This is a genomic window from Streptomyces sp. NPDC002788 (assembly GCF_053592115.1).
Map to the genome: position 1 here is coordinate 217239 of NZ_JBSFVB010000008.1, position 19983 is coordinate 237221.

General features: G+C 71.2%; 17 protein-coding genes. 10 read left to right on the top strand and 7 right to left on the bottom strand.

All coding sequences use genetic code 11. The features are described 5' to 3' along the window. Positions 1-64: 64 nt before the first annotated feature. The 4 genes from ACWD1U_RS17300 to ybaK all read left to right on the top strand — a co-directional run bounded on the left by ACWD1U_RS17300 (position 65) and on the right by ybaK (position 4055). Positions 65-1642, top strand: coding sequence for an oxidoreductase (locus tag ACWD1U_RS17300; RefSeq protein ID WP_451108309.1), 1578 nt, complete (start codon positions 65-67; stop codon positions 1640-1642). Between the two features lie 121 nt (positions 1643-1763). Continuing rightward, positions 1764-2795, top strand: coding sequence for a hypothetical protein (locus ACWD1U_RS17305; RefSeq protein WP_451108501.1), 1032 nt, complete (start codon positions 1764-1766; stop codon positions 2793-2795). 11 nt (positions 2796-2806) lie between these two features. After that, positions 2807-3547: an LON peptidase substrate-binding domain-containing protein gene (locus tag ACWD1U_RS17310; RefSeq protein ID WP_451108311.1), complete on the top strand. Its 741-nt coding sequence runs from the start codon at positions 2807-2809 to the stop codon at positions 3545-3547. Positions 3548-3557: 10 nt separating this feature from the next. Next, on the top strand, positions 3558-4055 hold the full coding sequence (ybaK, locus tag ACWD1U_RS17315) for a Cys-tRNA(Pro) deacylase (RefSeq protein WP_451108313.1): 498 nt from the start codon (positions 3558-3560) through the stop codon (positions 4053-4055). Between the two features lie 136 nt (positions 4056-4191). Here the strand turns inward: ybaK and ACWD1U_RS17320 are convergent, their stop codons facing one another. From ACWD1U_RS17320 to ACWD1U_RS17335, 4 genes are all read right to left on the bottom strand, one after another. Next, entirely contained in the window at positions 4192-4881 is a 690-nt protein-coding gene (locus ACWD1U_RS17320; protein ID WP_451108315.1) for an AAA family ATPase, read from the bottom strand. Positions 4882-4937: 56 nt separating this feature from the next. Continuing rightward, positions 4938-5759, bottom strand: coding sequence for an ABC transporter permease (locus ACWD1U_RS17325; RefSeq protein WP_451108316.1), 822 nt, complete (start codon positions 5757-5759; stop codon positions 4938-4940). Positions 5760-5871: 112 nt separating this feature from the next. After that, the gene (locus tag ACWD1U_RS17330) at positions 5872-6846 is read right to left on the bottom strand and encodes an ABC transporter ATP-binding protein (protein WP_451108318.1); all 975 of its coding nucleotides are present in this window, start codon (positions 6844-6846) and stop codon (positions 5872-5874) included. Between the two features lie 123 nt (positions 6847-6969). After that, a complete protein-coding gene (locus ACWD1U_RS17335; RefSeq protein WP_451108319.1) occupies positions 6970-8181 on the bottom strand; it encodes an NYN domain-containing protein in 1212 nt (403 codons plus the stop codon). A gap of 223 nt (positions 8182-8404) precedes the next feature. Between ACWD1U_RS17335 and ACWD1U_RS17340 the strand changes: the two genes are divergently transcribed. Further along, on the top strand, positions 8405-8569 hold the full coding sequence (locus ACWD1U_RS17340) for a hypothetical protein (protein WP_451108321.1): 165 nt from the start codon (positions 8405-8407) through the stop codon (positions 8567-8569). Between the two features lie 103 nt (positions 8570-8672). Here ACWD1U_RS17340 and dnaE read toward each other — a convergent pair whose 3' ends face one another. Further along, positions 8673-12212: a DNA polymerase III subunit alpha gene (gene dnaE / locus ACWD1U_RS17345; RefSeq protein ID WP_451108322.1), complete on the bottom strand. Its 3540-nt coding sequence runs from the start codon at positions 12210-12212 to the stop codon at positions 8673-8675. Between the two features lie 218 nt (positions 12213-12430). On the opposite strand from dnaE, the gene ACWD1U_RS17350 reads away from it, so the two are divergent. From ACWD1U_RS17350 to ACWD1U_RS17365, 4 genes are all read left to right on the top strand, one after another. Beyond that, positions 12431-13780: a DUF2252 domain-containing protein gene (locus ACWD1U_RS17350; protein WP_451108324.1), complete on the top strand. Its 1350-nt coding sequence runs from the start codon at positions 12431-12433 to the stop codon at positions 13778-13780. Between the two features lie 69 nt (positions 13781-13849). Next, the gene (locus ACWD1U_RS17355) at positions 13850-14542 is read left to right on the top strand and encodes a hypothetical protein (RefSeq protein WP_451108326.1); all 693 of its coding nucleotides are present in this window, start codon (positions 13850-13852) and stop codon (positions 14540-14542) included. A gap of 75 nt (positions 14543-14617) precedes the next feature. After that, on the top strand, positions 14618-15436 hold the full coding sequence (locus tag ACWD1U_RS17360) for a DsbA family protein (RefSeq protein ID WP_451108327.1): 819 nt from the start codon (positions 14618-14620) through the stop codon (positions 15434-15436). Between the two features lie 92 nt (positions 15437-15528). Continuing rightward, positions 15529-17199 (top strand): alkaline phosphatase D family protein, encoded by a 1671-nt coding sequence (locus tag ACWD1U_RS17365; RefSeq protein WP_451108329.1) that lies wholly within the window; start codon positions 15529-15531, stop codon positions 17197-17199. Positions 17200-17328: 129 nt separating this feature from the next. Here the strand turns inward: ACWD1U_RS17365 and ACWD1U_RS17370 are convergent, their stop codons facing one another. Continuing rightward, positions 17329-17943: a dienelactone hydrolase family protein gene (locus ACWD1U_RS17370; RefSeq protein WP_451108330.1), complete on the bottom strand. Its 615-nt coding sequence runs from the start codon at positions 17941-17943 to the stop codon at positions 17329-17331. Between the two features lie 62 nt (positions 17944-18005). Between ACWD1U_RS17370 and ACWD1U_RS17375 the strand changes: the two genes are divergently transcribed. After that, a complete protein-coding gene (locus tag ACWD1U_RS17375; RefSeq protein WP_451108332.1) occupies positions 18006-19130 on the top strand; it encodes a mechanosensitive ion channel family protein in 1125 nt (374 codons plus the stop codon). Positions 19131-19222: 92 nt separating this feature from the next. Here ACWD1U_RS17375 and ACWD1U_RS17380 read toward each other — a convergent pair whose 3' ends face one another. After that, entirely contained in the window at positions 19223-19963 is a 741-nt protein-coding gene (locus ACWD1U_RS17380; RefSeq protein WP_451108334.1) for an SDR family NAD(P)-dependent oxidoreductase, read from the bottom strand. Between the last annotated feature and the right edge of the window lie 20 nt (positions 19964-19983).

Consider the following 19983-nt stretch of genomic DNA (forward strand, 5'->3'; position numbering starts at 1 on the left):
AGCGGGCATGAACGGTTGTACGAAGAAACCAACCCGCGAGTACCCGGGGAGGAAGGGAAGAGCTGTGACCGAGGGGGCCGGCGTCCGTGCCGGGGATCTGCCCGACGACCTGACCGCGGCCGAGGCCGGCATGTGGCAGGCCTTCCGCAACGGCAGCGTGTACGACCTGAGCAGCGGCGACACCGTGGTGGACGATCCCTACGGCGGCCACCCGTGGGGCGAGGAGCGGACCGTGCGGGCCCGGATCGTCTGCTGGCTGCTCCTGGACGGCCCACCCGCCCTGGCCGGCCGCGTGTCGTCGCTGAAGCTCGCCGGTGTGCAGGTCAGCGGCTCACTGGACCTCGCGGGCGGCACGGTGGAGCCGTACGTCGAGCTGCGCCGGTGCCGGTTCGAGCAGGACGTGCTGCTGCCGGAGGCCCGCTTCACGACCCTTCGCATGGTGAACTGCTCGGTGCCGCGGCTGGAGGCGGCCCGGGTGCACACGGAGGGCGATCTGCATCTGCCGCGCTGCCGCTTCCACCACGGCATCCGGCTCACGGACGCGCAGATCGGCACGGACCTGATGCTCAACCAGGCGGTCGTGCACCGGGACCGCAGCGGCCGGTCGATCGCCGCGGACGGCATGACCGTCGGCCAGGACTTACAGGCGGAGCTGCTGGAGTCGCACGGCGAGCTGAGCCTGCGCGCCGCCACCATCGGCGTCTCCCTGAGCCTGCGCGGCGCCCGCCTGGCCAACCCGTACGCGCGCCTCGCGCTGAACGCCCCGCAGCTGACCGTCGAACGCAGCCTGTACCTGACCCCGGCGGGCGTCGGCGCCCAGGCGATGAGCGGGATGACTCCGGCGCGGGGGACGCGGATCCAGCGGTTCGCGTGCGAGGGCGGGATACGGCTGGACGACGGGCGGTTCGGTGACGCCGTCGACTTCGAACAGGCCCGGTTCACCCTCACCGACGACCAGGAGCTGTCGCTGCGCCGGGTGCAGACGCCGGAGCTGCGGTTCCTCGGGGAGCAGCCGGCGCGTGGGCGGGTGGTGCTGTCGGGAGCGAAGATCATCAACCTGGTGGACCGGGCGGACGCCTGGCCGGGCCCGGGGCGGCTGCACATGGGCGGTTTCGCCTACGAGAACCTCGTGCCGCGCGGGCCGTTCCCACTGGACGAGCGGCTGGAGTGGCTGGCGGCGGCGACCGCCGAGTACAACCCGGAGCCGTACGAGCGCCTGGCGGCCGTGCTGCGGGCCGGCGGGGAGGACGAGGACGCCCGCGAGGTGCTGCTCGCCAAGCAGCGCCGGCACCGCGAGAGCCTGCCGCTCGCGGCCAAGGTGTGGGGCTACGCGCAGGACTGGACGGTCGCTTACGGATACCGGCCGGGCCGGGCCGCGGTGTGGATGGCGGTGCTGTGGGCGGCTGGCTCGTTCGCCTTCGCGCAGGCCGGGCATCCGCCGATGAAGCGGGGCGAGCACCCCGAGTGGAACCCCGCGCTTTTCACCCTCGATCTTCTGCTGCCGGTCATCGACCTGGGCCAGGTGGGCTTCTGGCAGCTGCGCGGGGGCTGGCAGTGGCTGGCGACGGCCCTGATCCTTCTCGGCTGGGTCCTGGCGACGACGGTGGCGGCGGGGGCGACCCGGCTGTTGCGGCGCAACTGATGTTGTTGGTGTGACCAAAGTGGTTGAACGGTCACACCTTTACCGTCTCTTGACCTATTGGCGTACAACTTTCCGCGACTTGCCCGAACGATCTGGCGCCGCTGTGACCAGCGGACTTTCAATGGTCGGCACCATGGCAATGCAGCTGCCGTTCATCCGCGCGAGCCGGAGGACAAGGACCGCCCCCCACCCCGTCGGCCGCCCGAGCGCCGACGACGAGGTGCTGCTCGACGCGCCCGACGCCCGGCTGAGCCCGGCACTGGTCGCCGCCGCCCGCGGCGACCACGCACCGGCCGCGGGGCTGCTCCTCGCCACCCGCGCGGCCCGCGAGTGGGAGCGGCGCGACCGCTACGTGACCCGGTTGGCCGCCTTCGCGCGCTCGCGCCCCGAGTGGCTGGACGCCTGGCTCGCCACCACCCCCGGGGACCCCGACGCGCTGCTGGTCGGGGCCCAGCTGGCGGTGGACCGCGCCTGGCAGTCCCCGGCCCGTACCGAGCTGCTGCGCGAGGTGAGCCCGCTGATCACGGCCGCCGCCCGGGGCGACCAGCGGGACCCGGTGCCGTGGCGGCTCGCGCTGGACCACGCCCGGGGCGCGCAGGCCGGACACACGTACTTCGAGGAACTGTGGGCGGCGGCGGTACGGCGCACCCCGCACCACTACGGCTGCCATGTGGCGGCCCTGCGCTACCTCGCCGCCTCCTGGCACGGCTCGCACCAGGAGTGCTTCGACTTCGCCGACCGGGCCGCGCAGGACGCGCCCGCCGACTCACTCGTCCAGGCCCTCCCGCTGCGGGCGGCCTTCGGCTACCTCACCGACGGCTGCGGGCCCGAGGTGCCGCGCGAACGGCTGGACGCGGCCGCCGACCGGGCCATCGCCCTGTCCCCGCGTCTCCCGGCCGCCGACCCCTGGCCGGCCAGGATGCGCAACCTGCTCCTCTTCGTCCTGGTGCGCCTGGAGCGCTGGGAGGACGCCCGCGAGCAACTGCGGCTGAACGGCCCCTACGCCACCTCGTTCCCCTGGGACCAGGTGTCGGACGACCCGCTCGGCCACTTCCTCCGAGTGCGCGACGGCATCCGGGCCGCGACGGCCGGGGAGCCCTCCTGGCATCCACCAGGTGAACGGGGCGGACGCGTCCGCGGCGGCGACCATTAGGCTTTTGCGTCGTGACCACCGTCCGGCTCCCCCTCTTCCCCCTGAACTCGGTGCTGTTCCCGGGGCTCGTGCTCCCGCTCAACGTCTTCGAGGAGCGGTATCGCGCCATGATGCGCGAGCTGCTGAAGACGCCGGAGGACGAGCCGCGCCGGTTCGCCGTCGTGGCGATCCGCGACGGCCACGAGGTGGCTCCGAGCTCGCCCGGCATGCCCGACCCGACGGCCCTGCCCGAGCGGGGGCCCGCGGCCGGCTTCGGCACGGACCCCGCCCAGGCGTTCCACAAGGTGGGCTGCATCGCGGACGCGGCGACCATCCGGGAGCGCACCGACGGCTCCTTCGAGGTGCTGGCGACCGGCACGACCCGGGTGAAGCTGCTGTCCGTCGAGGCGTCCGGGCCCTTCCTGACGGCCGAACTGGAGCCGCTGCCCGAGGAGCCCGGCGACGAGGCCGCACCGTTGGCCGAGGGCGTGCTGCGGTCCTTCCGCCAGTACCAGAAGCGGCTGGCGGGCGCGCGGGAACGGTCCCTGGTGGCCGGGGCCGATCTGCCCGACGAGCCGGGCGTGGTGTCGTACCTCGTGGCGGCGGCGATGATGCTGGACACCCCGACCAAGCAGCGCCTGCTCCAGGCCCCCGACACGGCGTCCCGGCTGCGCGACGAGCTGAAACTCCTTCGCTCCGAGACGGCGATCATCCGTAGTCTGCCGTCGTTGCCGTCGTCGGATCTGACGCGCGGCCCGATGAGTCTCAACTGAGCGGACCGGCATGGCGAAGAAGTCGAAGAAGCAGCAGGGGGGCACCCCTGCGACGGTGGCCCTCACGGCGGCTGGCGTGGACTTCACGGTCCACTCCTACGACCACGACCCCGCGCACCCCTCCTACGGCGAGGAGGCGGCGACGGCGATGGGCGTCTCCCCGGACCGCGTGTTCAAGACCCTGGTGGCGGACGTGGACGGCGCGTTGACGGTCGCGGTGGTCCCGGTGGCGGGCCTGCTGGATTTGAAGGCCCTGGCAACGGCGGTGGGCGGCAAACGCGCCACGATGGCCGACCCGGCCCTGGCGGAACGCACGACGGGTTATGTCCGGGGCGGCATCTCCCCCCTGGGGCAGCGCAAGAAGCTCCCGACGGTCCTGGACGCATCGGCTTCGGCGCACGCGTCGATCTGTGTGTCGGCGGGCAGGAGGGGCTTGGAGGTGGAGCTGGCCCCAGGGGACCTGGCCAGCCTGACCGAGGCGATCCTCGCGCCCGTGAGTCGTATCTAGCCGGGGGCCTTCGGACCGCTGAGGGGGGCACCGGTGGGCAATGGGGGTCCCTGTGCTCGAGCGAGGACGAGAGCTCGGGGGAGGCGCCCCGCTACGCCGGGCTGTGAAACCCCCGCCCCAGCGGCCACGCCCAGCCCTACGCGGCCGGCGGCGCCCCGTACGGCCCGTCGGAAAACTCCGGCTCCGGATCCCGGGGCCCGAACAACGCCGTGAGCCCCAGATGCACCACCAGCGCGGCGAGCGGCCAGGCCAGCAACGCCCCCTTCGCGCCCAGCTTCAACGGCGCGGAGAAGGTGACCCCCCGCCCCACGTCCCGCGCACGCGCGATCACGTCTTCCGCGGGCCCGAGCCACACCCCGAGCCGCCAGGCGAGCAACGACCCGAGCAGCCCGCCGACAGCCAGCCCCACCACCAGCGGCACACCCCCGCGACGCCGCAGCAGGAAGACCACCAGCGCGCTCACGAGCCCGAAGCCCAGCGCGAGCAACGTGAACGTGCCGTCGACCCCGACCGCCTGCTCCCCCTCGGTGTCCTTGAGGTAGACGACCCAGTTCCCGTCCACCACGTCACCGACCAGCGGCACGTGCGGCGCGAGCCACCACCACAGCACGCCCAGCAGCACTCCGCCGAGCGCCACGGCCACGGCGACCACGCCGGCCTCGCGCACTTCCGTCTTCATCCCCGGGCCGTCCTGTCCGTACCAGCCGTGCCCGCCGTACTCGGCGTGCTGGGCCCCGGGCGCCACGGGCCCGCCCGCCGGCGGCTGCCAGGAACCCTGTGCGGAATGTTCATGCGGTGGCGGTGGCGGAGTCAGTGGTGCGGTCACCCTGCCATCGTGCCAGGCCCGCCTGTGCGCCGCGTCACCGGACGACCCCTCCCCGCTCACCGGACGGCCGCCCGGCGGTAGGCCCAGGTCGCCACGGCCAGTGAGACGACGCCCACGACCCCGCACACGGCGAGGTCGCCGAGGACGAAGGCCCAGTCGGGATCCGGCCCGAACGTGCGCGCGAACGCCTCCACCCCGTAGGTCGAGGGCAGCAGATCCCGCGTGAAGCGCACGACTTCCGGCATCCTGTCCGCGGGCAGCACGCCCAGCAGCAGCGCCGCCGACATGCCCAGCTGCCCGAGCAGCGTGGCCAGCTCCGGCCGGGGCGCGAGCAGCCCCAGGGCCGCTCCCAGTCCGGCGAGCGCGGCGCCGGCGAGCGGGATGACGGCCAGGAGGATCCACAGATGGGCCCACGGCAGTCCGAACAGCACGCAGCCGAACACCGCCGTCACGATCGTCCCCGGCACGGTGAACGACGCGTACGCGCCCGCCGCGCCCAGCACCACGGCCGCCGGCGGCACCGGCAGCGTCGCGTAGTGGTCGAGCCCGCCGCTGGCCCGCAGCTGCCCGAAGTACTGCGCGAGGAGGTTCAGCGCCACGAAGGCGACCACCAGGACGGACGACCCGGCGACGACCGCCTGCGCCTCCGCACCGTCGTCCACGACCCCGCGCATCAGGATCATGATCCCGATCGACTGGAAGGTCGCCACGAAGAGCAGCGGGATCCGCGCCACCCGTGCCCGGGACAGCTGCGCCCGGTACACGGCCGCCAGCGAAGGCCACAGCCGCGCCCGCGGTCCGAGCTCGGCCGCGCTCGCGGCGGGCTCCTCCGCGGCCAGGGCACTGCCCGGCAGGACATCGGCGGGTACGACACTCACGTCGCGCTGCTCCCCTTCGTCGGGTCCACTGCGGCAGTCGGTACGTACGCGGCGGCCCACGTGCTCAAGGCCGCCGTGCTCCGGGCCCCCGCACTCGAGGCCTCCGTGCTGCTCACGCCTTCACCAGCCCCTGCTGCGCGGCACCGCCCAGCGCCAGGTAGACGTCCTCCAGACTCGGCGTGGCCAGCGTGAAGTCGTCCAGGGCGGCGAAGGCGGCTCCGCCGGTGACGGTCGCGACGACCGCCCGGGCCTCCTCGGGTCCGAGCCGGAGGGTCCAGCGGCGGCCCGACTCAACGGCACGGTCCCGCAGCGCTACCACCTCCGGGACGTGCAGCGGAGCCGCGTCCCGCCACACCAGGTCGACGCGCACCTCACCGGCGACCTGCTCCTTGAGACCGGTCGGGGTGTCGCAGGCGATCACCCGCCCCCGGTCCAGGACGGCCACCCGGTCCAGCACGGTCTCGGCCTCGATGACGTTGTGGGTGACGAGCAGCACGGTCGTCCCGCGCTCGGCCCGCCGCCGGTCGACGGCGGACCACACGGCCCGCCGCGCCACCGGGTCCATGCCGGTGGTCGGCTCGTCGAGCACGAGCAGCGGCCGCTCCCCCACCAGCGCCGCGGCGAAGCATGCCAGGCGCCGCTGGCCTCCGGAGAGCTTCTTCAGCGGCCGTCCCGCCAGGGGCGTGAGCCCCAGCTCGTCGAGGACGGCGTCCCGCTCGGCCCGCGCGTGCCGGATGTCCAGGCCGCGCAGCCGCCCGGTGGTCTCGGCGGCGAGCGACACGGTCAGCTCGTCGAGGGCGGTGGATTCCTGCCCGAGATAGGCGAGGATCCGCGCGGCCCGCTCCGGGTGGCGCACGATGTCGTGCCCGAGGATCTCCACGCTGCCGTGGTCGGGCCTCATCAGCCCGGTGAGCTGCCGTACGAGGGTGGACTTGCCGGCGCCGTTCGGCCCGAGCAGGCCGAAGATCTCGCCGCGGCGGATGTCCAGCCGTACGTCGTCCGTGGCCCGGACCTCGGGTGTTCCGGGCGCTCCGCGCCGGGCCCGTACCGCCGGATACGTCTTGGTCAGCCCGCGCACCGCGCACACGATGTCACCATCGTGCCGAAATGCCTGTGCCGCGCGCGTACTCACAAGGGACGAGACTACGGGGTCGGCGGCCCCGGTCCGCTCTCGGGTCGGTCCAGGGTGAGAAATCCGTCGGCAAAGTCCTCAGTCGCCGACGGGTGCGTGTTCCACGCCCGTGCGGACGCCGATCTCCTTCCAGAAACCGGCCCGGATGGCGTAGCGGTCCCGTTCGTCGATCTGGTCGTCCTTGTGGGCGAGGAGGCCGAAGCGGGCGGCGTAGCGCAGCAGCTCGCCGTCGACGCGGTGCGGGATGCGGGGGTACATCCCGGACAGTTTCTGCAGGTGGCTCTGGTCGCCGAGACGTTCGACCCAGCGCCGGGCGAAGACCTGCCCCACCTCGTAGGGGTCACCGCCGACCGTGGTGATGTCCTCCTCGCGGTCGGCCCAGCGCTGCTCGGCGGTGGTCAGCTGGGCGAGCGTCGGCATCGAGGCGGCCTCGGGGGGCTCGGCCGTGGGCCGGTCGACCCAGCCCTTGTCGGAGGACCAGCGGAGGGTGGCGGAGGCGGGGGGCTGGGCGGAATGGGTGCCGGGGGCACGCAGGGCGGCCAGGTCTTTGGGCGTGGGGACCCCTTTGGCGGCGGGCACCCGCTCCTCGGTGCCGTTCTGCCCGGGACCGGCCACCGGATGCCGGGGCGGCGCGGCGGGCCGCTCGGCCGGGGTGGCGAGCGCGGATTCGGGCAGCGGCGCGGAGAGGATCGCGGCGATCTCGGGCCGGGGCGCGGGCTGCGGGGCGCACACCCCGGGGTGCTCCTTGGCGCGGACGGCCTTGGTGATCCACGTCCGGTCCAGGACGCGCCGCTCGTCGGCCTCGGCGACCAGGTCCTCCGACTGGTTGTAGTCGCCGTCGGCGGCCTGGACGGCCCACAGGTGGACGGCGACGCCGTGTTCCTTGGCGGCCATCATGCCGGGCAGCAGATCGCCGTCGCCGGTGACGAGGACGACATCGGAGCAGGCGCGGTTGCGGGCCAGTTCGGTGAGCTCGGCGTGCATCGCGGCGTCCACGCCCTTCTGCGCCCAGCGGCCGTCGCTGCGGGTCAGGGCGCCGAGCCGGACGGTGACCCGGGGCATCACGCGCAGCCTGCGGTGCTCGGGCTGCGGGACGCGGTCGGGGGCGCCGTCGAACCAGTAGATGCGCAGCAGCGGCTGCCGCGTATCGGATTCGGCTCGCTCGCGCAGCCCCTGGATGAGGGCGGCGTGATCGACGGTGATACGGGACCGCGAGGGCTCCCCGGCGAGGAGGCTCGCCGCGGCTCCCAGCAGATACCCGGCGTCCACCAGGACGATGCAGCGGTCCACGCGACTCACCCTCTTCCCAGGAGGTTTGCTTCGGAGCTTGCTTCGAGTCTGCCCGACGGCGCGGAGGTTAACGGCCGGAACTCGATCTTCGGCGTGGCGTTTCGCTCCGCGCTGCTCCGACTGCCCCTGTCACGCAGGGTAATTGTCCGACATGCGATCGTTGTCGGTCTGTGTGAATCTGGTCCCGGCCCTGGCCCCTAGATCCCCCACAGGAGGCATCACCATGGCCAAGAACAAGAACCGTGACCGTAAGCAGCAGCGTCCGACCGAGCGCGGGCAGCGGGCGGACCGCAGCCCCGCGCCCGAGGCCGAGCCCCAGGCCGAAATCGAGATGACACCCGGTGACGTGGCGTCCCGCAAGCGGAAGCGCAGCTTCGGCCACAACTGACATCCGCGTACAGGGTTGTTGAGAGCCCACGCACGCGCACGAGGGGCGTACCCCGGTACCGGGTACGCCCCTCGTGCGCATCAAGAGCCGTCGGTGACCTCGCTCAACCCGCCAGGCAGGACGGCCCGAGCAGTACCTTCAGGTCGCCGAAGAGCGCCGGGTCGGGCTTCACCCGATGCCGGTCCAGCCGCAGCACGGTCGTCTTGGTCGGCCCCTGGAGCTTGATCCGGACCTCGCTGTCGCCCTTGTGGTGGCTGAGGACCTCCCCGAGGCGGCTGACCAGCGGCGGCGTGACCCGGGTGGCCGGGATGGTGAGGACCACCGGCGCGTTGGTGCCGGCGTTGGACAGGTCCGGCACCATCAGCTCCATCGCGACGAGCCTCGGCACGTCCTCGCGCTTGTCGAGGCGGCCCTTGACGAACACCACGGCGTCCTCGACGAGTTGGGTCGAGACGAGCTGGTAGGTCGCCGGGAAGAACATGCACTCGATCGAGCCGGCGAGGTCCTCGACGGTGGCGATGGCCCAGGCGTTGCCCTGCTTGGTCATCTTGCGCTGCAGCCCGGAGATGATGCCGCCGATGGTGACGACCGCTCCGTCGGAGTGCTCGCCTCCGGTCAGCTGGGAGATGCCCGCGTCGGCCTTGTCGGACAGGATGTGCTCCAGGCCGAACAGCGGGTGGTCGGAGACGTACAGACCGAGCATCTCCCGCTCCTGGGCGAGCAGATAGGTCTTGTCCCACTCCTCCGTGGAGAACTCCACGTCGAGTCCGAAGCCCGGTTCGCTGGTCTCGGCCTCACCCATGCCGCCGAAGAGGTCGAACTGCCCCTCGGCCTCCTTGCGCTTGACCGCGACCACGTTGTCGATCATCGGCTCGTACTGGGCGGTGAGGCCCTTGCGGCTGTGGCCCATGGCGTCGAAGGCGCCGGCCTTGATCAGCGACTCGGTGGTGCGCTTGTTGCAGACCACCGCCTCCACCTTGTCGAGGTAGTCCGGGAAGGAGGTGTACTTCCCCTTGGCCTTGCGGCACCGGATGATCGACTCGACCACGTTCGTACCGACGTTGCGGACGGCGGAGAGACCGAAGAGGATCACGTCGTCGCCCTGGGCGGCGAAGTTGGACATCGACTCGTTGACGTCCGGCGGGAGCACCTTGATGCCCATGCGGCGGCACTCGTTGAGGTAGACGGCCGACTTGTCCTTGTCGTCCTTCACGGAAGTCAGCAGCGCGGCCATGTACTCGGCGGGGTGGTTCGCCTTGAGGTACGCCGTCCAGTACGACACGAGTCCGTACGCGGCGGAGTGCGCCTTGTTGAACGCGTAGCCGGCGAAGGGGACCAGCACGTCCCACAGCGCCTGGATGGCCTCGTCGCTGTAGCCCTTCTTGCGGGCGCCCTCCTTGAAGAGGACGAAGTTCTTCGCCAGCTCCTCGGGCTTCTTCTTGCCCATCACGCGGCGGAGGATGTCGGCCTCGCCGAGCGAGTAACCGGCGATGATCTGGGCGGCCTTCTGCACCTGCTCCTGGTAGACGATCAGGCCGTGGGTGACGTCCAGGACCTCGCGGAGCGGCTCCTCCAGCTCGGGGTGGATCGGCGTGATCTCCTGCTGGCCGTTCTTGCGCAGCGCGTAGTTCGTGTGGGAGTTCATGCCCATGGGGCCCGGGCGGTACAGGGCCGACACGGCGGAGATGTCTTCGAAGTTGTCCGGCTTCATCAGCCGGAGCAGGGAGCGCATGGGGCCGCCGTCGAACTGGAAGACGCCGAGGGTGTCGCCGCGCTGGAGCAGGTCGAACGTCGTGGGGTCGTCGAGCGGGAGGCTCAGGAGATCGATGTCGATCCCCTTGTTGGACTTCACCATCTTGACGGCGTCGTCCATGATCGTCAGGTTGCGCAGGCCCAGGAAGTCCATCTTCAGCAGGCCGAGCGACTCACAGCTCGGGTAGTCCCACTGCGTGATGGTCACGCCGTCGGTGTGCCTGACCCAGACCGGGACGTGGTCGGTGATGGTCTCGCTGGACATGATCACGCCGGCGGCGTGCACGCCCATCTGCCGGACCAGGCCCTCGACGCCCTTGGCGGTGTCGATGACCTTCTTCACGTCCGGCTCGTTCTCGTACATCGCCCGGATCTCGCCCGCCTCCGAGTAGCGGGGGTGCTCGGGGTTGGTGATGCCGTCGAGGTTGATGCCCTTGCCCAGGACGTCGGCGGGCATGGCCTTGGTGAGGCGGTCGCCCATCGCGTACGGGTAGCCCAGCACGCGCGCGGAGTCCTTGATCGCGTTCTTGGCCTTGATGGTGCCGTAGGTGCCGATCATGGCGACCTTGTCGGCGCCGTACTTCTCCGTCACGTACCGGATCACCTCGACGCGCCGGCGCTCGTCGAAGTCGATGTCGACGTCGGGCATGGAGATGCGCTCGGGATTGAGGAACCGCTCGAAGATCAGGCCGTGCGGGATGGGGTCGAGGTCGGTGATGCCGAGGGCGTAGGCGACGATCGAGCCGGCCGCCGATCCTCGGCCGGGGCCCACCGCGATGCCCTGCTTCTTGGCCCACATGATGAAGTCGGCGACCACGAGGAAGTATCCCGGGAAGCCCATCGAGATGATGGTGTCCATCTCGTACTCGACCTGCTTCATGCGGTCGTCCGGGATGCCGTCCGGGAAGCGGCGCTGCATGCCGCGCATGGTCTCCTCGCGGAACCAGCTGACCTCGGTGTACCCCTCGGGGATGTCGAACTTCGGCATGAGGTCGCGCTTCTCGAACATGCCGGTGGTGTCGACCATCTCCGCGATCAGGCGGGTGTTGGCGCAGCCCTCCTGCCAGGCGTCCGAGGAGTCGATGGCGTACATCTCGTCGGTGGACTTCAGGTAGTAGCCGGTGCCGTCGAACCTGAACCGGTCGGGGTCGGAGAGGTTCTTGCCGGTCTGGATGCACAGCAGGGCGTCGTGGGCGCTCGCCTCGTGCGAGTAGGTGTAATGCGAGTCGTTGGTGACCAGCGGGGGGATGCCGAGCTTCTTGGCGATCTCCAGAAGGCCGTCGCGGACCCGGTGCTCGATCTCGATTCCGTGGTCCATCAGCTCCAGGAAGTAGCGGTCCTTGCCGAAGATGTCCTGGTAGTCGGCGGCGGCCTTGAGGGCCTCGTCGAAGTGGCCCAGGCGCAGGCGGGTCTGGACCTCGCCGGAGGGGCAGCCGGTGGAGGCGACGATGCCCTCGGACCACTGGGCGATGGTCTCCTTGTCCATCCGGGGCCACTTCTGCAGCCAGCCCTCGGCGTACGCGTCGGAGGACAGCCGGAAGAGGTTGTGCAGGCCGGTCTTGTTCACCGCCCACATCGTCTTGTGGGTGTAACCACCGGAACCGGAGACGTCGTCCCGCTTCTGGTGCGGCTGGCCCCACTGGATCTTGCGCTTGTTGCGGCGGGACTCGGGCGCGACATACGCCTCGATCCCGATGATCGGGGTGATCCCGGCCTTCTGCGCGGAATGGAAGAAGTCGTAGGCCCCGTGGAGGTTGCCGTGGTCGGACATGGCGATGTGCGTCATGCCCATCTCGTTGCACGCGTTGAACATGTCCTTCAGCCGCGCGGCACCGTCCAGCAGCGAGTACTGGGTGTGGACGTGCAGGTGCGTGAACGGCGGCTTTGACACGGCTGCGGCCTCCAGGGAGAACGTGGTTCGAATGGGGTCCGACAGGCTGCGGACAGTCTGGGGGACAGCGTCGAAGTCTATGCCTCGGCACTGACACACGGGGGGCCTGACCCGCGTACCTTCGTGCGAGGTTCGCGGGCACTCCCGCGGACCGCCGCACGTTAGGCAGAGGGCGGACCAGCCGTCCCCGAAACGTCTGCACCAGGAGGCACCCAGCGATGTCGTTCCCGCAGCTCAGCGACGAGCACCGCGGTGAGGAGATCCTCGCCGTCTTCGACACCGCGTTCGGCCAGCTGCTGGCCGCCGACCCGGCCGCGTTCCGCGTGAAGTTCCGGAAGATGGCGGCCTCGGCCTTCGCCTTCTACCGGGGCACGGCGTGCCTCTTCTACCACGATCTCGACGAGGAGAGCGCCGGGCGGGGCGGCGGGAAGGCACTCAGCGGTCCGTACCTGGACGACCGCACCTCCCGGGTGTGGATCCACGGCGACCTGCACGCGGAGAACTTCGGCACGTACATGGACGCCAACGGCCGCCTGATCTTCAACGTCAACGACTTCGACGAGGCCTACGTCGGCCCCTTCACCTGGGACCTGAAGCGCTTCTCCGCGTCCATCGCGCTGATCGGCTACGCGAAGGCGTTCAGCGACGAGCAGATCTCCGAGCTGGTGACGATCTACGCGGTCGCCTACCGCGAGCGGATCCACGCGCTGGCGACCGGCGCCAAGAGCGACGAGGTGCCGCCCTTCACCCTGGACACCGCGCAGGGCCCGCTGCTGGACGCGCTGCGCGACGCCCGCTCGCTGACCCGTTTCGGGCTGCTGGAGTCGATGACGGAGATCCGCGACTTCGAGCGCCGCTTCGCGCCCGGCGGCGGCTCGGTCGAGCTGGACGCGGCCACCCGCTACAAGGTCCTCGCCGCCTTCGACGGCTATCTGGAGACGCTCCCGGACAGCTCGCTGGCCCGCCCGGACTCCTACCGCGTGAAGGACGTCGTCGGCCGGCGCGGCATCGGCATCGGCTCGGCGGGGCTGCCGTCGTACAACATCCTCCTGGAGGGCCACAGCGACGCCCTGGAGAACGATGTCGTGATCTACATCAAGCAGGCCCAGACCCCGGCGGTCTCCCGGCACATCACGGACCAGGCGATCCGCGACTACTTCCAGCACGAGGGGCACCGCACGGTCATCTCCCAGCGCGCCCTGCAGGCGCACGCCGACCCGTGGCTGGGCTGGACCGAGCTGGACGGCGCGGGTCAGCTGGTCGCCGAGGTCTCCCCGTACGCGGTGGACCTCGACTGGGGCGACATCGACGACCCGGCGGAGATCGCCCAGGTGGTGGCCGACCTCGGCCGGGCGACGGCCACGATGCACTCGGCGGCGGACGACCAGTCCGGCGAGTCCCTGGTGCCGTTCTCCACGGAGCGGGCCATCGACGCGGCGATCGCGGCCGACGAGGAGGGCTTCGCGCCCCTGCTGGTCGACTTCGCGCACGGCTACGGCGCTCGCGCGCGTGCCGACCACCAGACCTTCGTGGACCTGTTCCGCAACGGCCGCATTCCAGGCCTGTGACGGAACCGCCTCGCACAGGCATCCTTTAGGGGTCCCTTACGGGACAACGTGCCACACTCTCCTATCGCTATGGACATATCCGGGATCCAGCTCAGAGCCGTACGCGCGGCGCTGTTCACGGCCGTGGTCGTGACGCTCAGCACCGCGTCGCACGTGCTGCTGTCCCGGGTCCCGCTGCCGGTGGGCACGGTGGCCGCGGTCGCCGCCGCCGTGTTCGTGATCGCCTTCGCCCTGGCGGGCCGCGAGCGCTCCTTCGGGAGGATCGCGGCCCTGCTGATCCCGCTGGAGCTGGCCGCCGACACGGTGTTCACCACAGGGCAGCACGCCTGCTACGGCCGGGCGGGCGGCCCGGTCGCCGGGCCTCTGCGGTCGGTCGGCCTGGACGTGCTCTGCGGCGGCGAGGTCGGCGCCCCCCTGGCCCGTATGGCCGGGGCCACCGGCACCGACCGGCTCGCCACGTTGATCGCGCACGCGGACCCGGCCACCGCCTGGCTGCTGCTCGGCGCGCACATCGGCGTCGGCCTCACCGCCGCCGTCTGGCTGCGCCGAGGCGAGCGGGCACTGGCCCAGCTGGTGCGGGCGGTGGCGGCGACGACCTTCCGGCCGCTGCTGCTGGCGGTCGCCGCGGTGACGGTGGAGCGCGCCCCGGCCGGGCGCCGGCCGCCCGCGCGCGCGGCCGACCGTAAGCCCACCGCCCGCGACCGGATCCTCGCGCACTCCCCGGGACGGCGTGGACCGCCGTGCTCGCCCGCCTTCGTGTAGGGCACTTCCGAGCACCGCAGTCCCCCTTACGTATCCCGCACACAGACGTGTGCGCTTCCCTACGGAGACATCACCATGAGCAAGCGGAACAGCCAGGCGGCGAAGATGGCGGCCCGCGAGCGGCTGCGCCTCGAACGCGAGCGCGAGGCCAAGCGGGCGAAGACCAAGCGGCAGGTCATCGTCGCCGGCTCCATCGTCGGCGTCCTGGCGATAGCCGGCGGCATCGGCTACGCGGTCGTCCAGGCCAACAAGCCCACCTACTGGGAGGCCCAAAAGGACGCCAAGGTCGTCGCCCCGGCCAACACCACGGGCGCCAAGGGCACCACGGTCGTCATCGGCAAGGACTCGGCGAAGAAGACCCTGAAGATCTACGAGGACCCGCGCTGCCCGGTGTGCGCCCAGTTCGAGCAGACCGTCGGCCCGACGGTGAAGAAGGACATCGACGACGGCAAGTTCAAGATGCAGTTCATCGGCGCCACCTTCATCGACAACAAGGACAACGGCGAGGGCTCCAAGAACGCGCTGAGCGCCCTGGGCGCCGCGCTGAACGTCAGCCCCGAGGCGTTCCTCGACTACAAGGCCGCGCTGTACTCCAAGAAGTGGCACCCGGACGAGACGACCGACGAGTTCAAGAACGACAGCTATCTCATCAAGGTCGCGAACACCGTCCCGGAGCTGAAGAACAACAAGAAGTTCCAGGACGCGGTCGAGAAGGGCACCTACGACGCCTGGGCGATGGCCATGTCGAAGACCTTCGACGACAACAAGGACGGTGTGCAGGGCACCCCGGGCTTCGTCATGGACGGCAAGCAGCTCACCGCCGACAACCAGGGCACACCGCTGATGACGGTGGCCGACTTCAACCGGGTCGTCGGCGAGGCCCTCAAGAAGTGACGGCAGGTCAGGGACCGGTCACCCGGTGAAGGGCGGGCGAACTTCCGGAGTTCGCCCGCTCCGGTGCATACCGACCAGTAACCTGATCGGTCGTGACCAGTCGACACAGATCATCGAACACGTCAGAGGGCGTCAACTCCCTCACACCCCGCCGCCGTACGGTCGTCAAGGCCGCGGCGGCGACCGCTGTCCTGGCCGGCCCGCTGGCGGCGACCCTGCCCGCGCGCGCCGTCGACCAGGCCCCCGCCTTCCTGCACGGCGTCGCCTCCGGTGACCCCCTGCCGGACGGCGTCCTGCTGTGGACCCGCGTGACCCCCGTCCCGGAGGCGATACCCGGCTCCGGCGTCGGCCCGGACACCGAGGTGAGCTGGACCGTCGCCAGGGACAAGGCGTTCACCACCGTCGTCGCCAAGGGCTCCACCACCGCGACGGCCGCCTCCGACCACACCGTGAAGGCCGACATCCGCGGCCTGGAGCCGGCCACCGACTACTGGTTCCGCTTCTCCGCCGGCGGCACCGACTCCCCCGCCGCGCGCACCCGCACCGCCCCGGCGAACGACGCGACCGTCACCGGCCTCCGCTTCGGCGTGGTCTCCTGCGCCAACTGGGAAGCCGGCTACTTCTCCCCGTACCGCCACCTCGCGGCCCGCGGCGACCTGGACGCCTGGCTGCACCTGGGCGACTACATCTACGAGTACGGCACCGGCGAGTACGGCACGCGCGGCACGGTCGTCCGCCCGCACGCCCCGGCCCACGAGATCGTCACGCTCGCCGACTACCGCCTCCGGCACGCGCGGTACAAGACCGACCCGGACCTGCAGGCGCTGCACGCCTCGGCCCCGGTCGTGGCCATCTGGGACGACCACGAGCTCGCCAACGACGCCTGGTCGGGCGGCGCCGAGAACCACACCGAGGGCGCCGAGGGCGCCTGGTCCGCCCGCCAGGCCGCCGCCAAGCAGGCCTACTTCGAGTGGATGCCGGTGCGACCCGCCATCACGGGCACCACCTACCGCAGGCTGCGCTTCGGCAAGCTCGCCGACCTCTCCCTCCTCGACCTGCGGTCCTTCCGCTCCCAGCAGGTCAAGGTCGGCAACGGCGAGGTCGACGACCCGGACCGCACGCTCACCGGCCGCGCCCAGCTCGACTGGCTCAAGGCGGGCCTGACGTCGTCCGACACCACCTGGCGGCTGGTCGGCAACTCGGTGATGATCTCGCCGTTCGCCATCGGCTCTCTCTCCGCCGACCTGCTCAAGCCGCTGGCCGAGCTGCTGGGCCTGCCGCGGGAAGGCCTCGCCCTCAACACCGACCAGTGGGACGGCTACACCGGCGACCGCCGCGAGATCCTGGCGCACCTGCGCGCCAACGCGATCCGCAACACGGTCTTCCTCACCGGCGACATCCACATGGCCTGGGCCAACGACGTGCCGGTGGACGCCGGGACGTATCCGCTGTCCCCGTCGGCCGCCACGGAGTTCGTCGTCACCTCGGTCACCTCGGACAACCTCGACGACATCGTGAAAGTCCCGGAGGGCACGGTCTCCGCGGTGGCCTCGCCCGTCATCCGCGCCGCCAACCGTCACGTGCACTGGGTCGACACCGACCGGCACGGCTTCGGCGTCCTGGACGTCACGGCCGAGCGCGCGCAGATGGACTACTACGTCGTCTCCGACCGCACGAAGCGCGACGCGACCGCCACGTGGTCCCGTTCGTACCGCACACGCAGCGGCACGCAGAAGATCGAGCGCGTCTACGCCCCGGTGTGACCACCGTCACTCGAAGGCGTACCACGACGGGCAACCCGGCGCGGGGCACGACCCGGCGGATCGCCTGCAGGGTCGGGGGCGGGGCACTTCGCCTCGCCGGGAACCCGCCGAAGAAGTGCTGACGACTTCCTAGAGGGTTTCGAGGAAGCCGAGTGCCACCCGCCAGGTGGCCTCGGCGGCCTCCTCGTCGTAGTCCGGCAGGTCGGGGTCGGTGTAAAGGTGACCGGCCCCGGCGTACCGGTACACCTCGACGTCGGCGCCGGTGCGGCCCATCTGGAGGTACCAGGCGCTGAGCCAGTCGTCCGTCTCGAAGGGGTCCGGCTCCGCCACGTGCAGCTGGACCGGAAGGTCCTCCGCCGCGACGCCCGGAGCGATGTCCGAGGTGCCGTGCAGGAGCAGCAGGCCGCGCGCCTTCTCGTCGCCGAGGGCGAGGGTCTGGGCGACGGAGGCGCCGAGCGAGAACCCCGCGTAGACCAGCCCGCGCTCCGAGTAGGGCGCGGCGGCCAGCACGGCCCGCCGCAGCAGCTCCTCCTTGCCGATCTTCTCCTTGTGCTCCATGCCCTCCTCGACCGCCTCGAAGGTGCGTCCCTCGAAGAGGTCGGGCGTCCACACCTCGTGTCCGGCCGAACGCAGCCGGTCAGCGGCCTGGAGCACCGCGGGCCGCAGCCCGTAGGTCGAGTGAAAGAGCATGATGTTCATGAGGCCATGGTGCCAGCCGGGTGTGACGGCCCGGCTTCGCGGCACTACCCACGACGCCGCCGAAGTCACATGTTCATGCCCCCCGGGAGCCGGTTAGGTTCGGTGGCATGGAGAACCTGCTACGACCGCTGATCGTGGTCGGTGGCTCGGTCGTGCTCACGCTGGTGATCGGCTGGGCAACCGACTTCCTGCTGCGCAAGGCCGATGAACGCGACCACGACACCCCGCTGTGGGATCTGCTCCGCCGTGGCCGCATCCCCTACCAGCTCGTGCTGTGCGCGGCCCTGCTGAGAGGGTCGTACGACGAGGCACAACTGCTGGAGAGCCGCGACGAGGGCGTCGGCCGGGTGCTGACCCTGGTGCTGATCGGGTCGACCGCTTGGCTGGTCATCCGCATCGCGGCGGCGATCGTCGAGACCTCGTACAGCCGGTACGCCAGCGCCCGGGCACACCGCGACCCGGCCAGGGTCCGCCGGGTGCGCACCCAGGTGACGCTGATCATGCGGGTGGTGTCCGCGATCGTCGGCGTGGTGGCCGCGGCGAGCATGCTGCTGACGTTCCCGGCGTTCCGGGCGGCGGGCGCCTCACTGCTGGCCTCGGCCGGCATCCTCGGCATCGTCGCGGGTGTCGCCGCGCAGTCCACGCTGAGCAACATGTTCGCGGGGTTCCAGATCGCCTTCGGCGACATGGTGCGCATCGGGGACACGGTGGTCGTGGACGGCGAATGGGGCACGGTCGAGGAGATCACCCTGACGTTCCTGACCGTCCGCACCTGGGACGAGCGCCGGATCACCATGCCCGTGTCGTACTTCACGTCCAAGCCGTTCGAGAACTGGTCGCGCGGCACCCCGCAGATGACGGGCATCGTCTTCTGGCACGTCGATCACTCGGCGCCCGTGGAGGCGATGCGCGACAAGCTCCGCGACATCCTGCGCGAGTGCCCGGCCTGGGACGGCCGCGCCTACAACCTGTGCGTCACGGACACCACCCCGAACACCATGCAGGTGCGGGCCCTGGCGACGGCCAAGGACGCGGACGACATCTGGACCGTGCGGGTCACGGTCCGCGAGGAGATGATGCGCTGGCTGTCCGCGGAACACCCGTACGCCCTGCCCCGGGTCAACACGGCGGACGCGGTCCTGCCGCCCTCCCTCAATGGCCACCGCCGGTCCCCGGACGGCGTGCCGTCCCAGCAGCGCCGCTTCCACGGTCCTGGTCGGCCGGAGCGCTGACGACCCGGGTCGGCCGCTGCCCGGACCCAAGCGCCGACCACACAGCAGGAGGGCTGCCCGCGGCTACGGGCAGCCCTCCTGCGTCGATCGGGTCAGCGACCGCGCTCGGCGCCGCCGTTGACCTGGATGATCTGCGAGGTGATGTGCCCGGCGCCCGGAGAGGCCAGCCAGTGCAGGGTCTCGGCCACGTCCCCGGGTGTCCCGGCCCGCCCGTTGGAGGTCTCGCCGATGAGCCGCGCCCGCCGCTCCTCGGCCATCGCGTCCCCGAAGAACTCGGTGTCCTCGATGTACCCGGGCGCGACCACGTTCACGGTGATGCCGCGCGGACCCAGCTCCCGGGCCAGATCGTGGGCGTACGGGTGCAGACCCGCCTTGGCCGCCGCGTACGCCCCGCTGCCGGACCCCCGGTAGGCGGCGATGGAGCTGAGGAACAGCACCCGCCCACCGGGCTCGGCGAGCCGCGGCTTCAACGCCTCGGTGAGCAGTACGGCGGTCAGGGTGTTGAGCCTGAAGTTCAGGGTCCAGGTGTGGGCGACACCCTCGAGCAGATCGTCGCTCCCGGCGTCCGGTTCGAGCAGCCCGCTGCCCCCGGCGCTGTGGACGAGCACGTCCACAGCCCCCAACTCCCGCTCCACGAAAGCGGCGACACCGCCCACGTCCCCAGGCTCGGCGAGATCGGCCGCGTACGTCAGCGCGCCCGGCACCTCGGCCTTCTCCAGCACCTCGGCCCGCCGCCCGAGCAGCAGCACCCGATCCCCGCCCGCGGCGAACACCCGAGCCGCCGCGAGGCCAATTCCCGTACCCCCACCGCTGATTACCACGTTTCGTGCCATGCGAACGACCCTACGACGCC

Excerpts from the sequence above, each read along its gene's own strand:
- ACWD1U_RS17305 (WP_451108501.1), top strand. The coding sequence starts at position 1,764 with ATGGTCGGCACCATGGCAATGCAGCTGCCGTTCATCCGCGCGAGCCGG.
- ybaK (WP_451108313.1), top strand. The coding sequence starts at position 3,558 with ATGGCGAAGAAGTCGAAGAAGCAGCAGGGGGGCACCCCTGCGACGGTG.
- ACWD1U_RS17340 (WP_451108321.1), top strand. The coding sequence starts at position 8,405 with ATGGCCAAGAACAAGAACCGTGACCGTAAGCAGCAGCGTCCGACCGAG.
- ACWD1U_RS17350 (WP_451108324.1), top strand. The coding sequence starts at position 12,431 with ATGTCGTTCCCGCAGCTCAGCGACGAGCACCGCGGTGAGGAGATCCTC.
- ACWD1U_RS17355 (WP_451108326.1), top strand. The coding sequence starts at position 13,850 with ATGGACATATCCGGGATCCAGCTCAGAGCCGTACGCGCGGCGCTGTTC.
- ACWD1U_RS17360 (WP_451108327.1), top strand. The coding sequence starts at position 14,618 with ATGAGCAAGCGGAACAGCCAGGCGGCGAAGATGGCGGCCCGCGAGCGG.
- ACWD1U_RS17375 (WP_451108332.1), top strand. The coding sequence starts at position 18,006 with ATGGAGAACCTGCTACGACCGCTGATCGTGGTCGGTGGCTCGGTCGTG.
- ACWD1U_RS17380 (WP_451108334.1), bottom strand. The coding sequence starts at position 19,963 with ATGGCACGAAACGTGGTAATCAGCGGTGGGGGTACGGGAATTGGCCTC.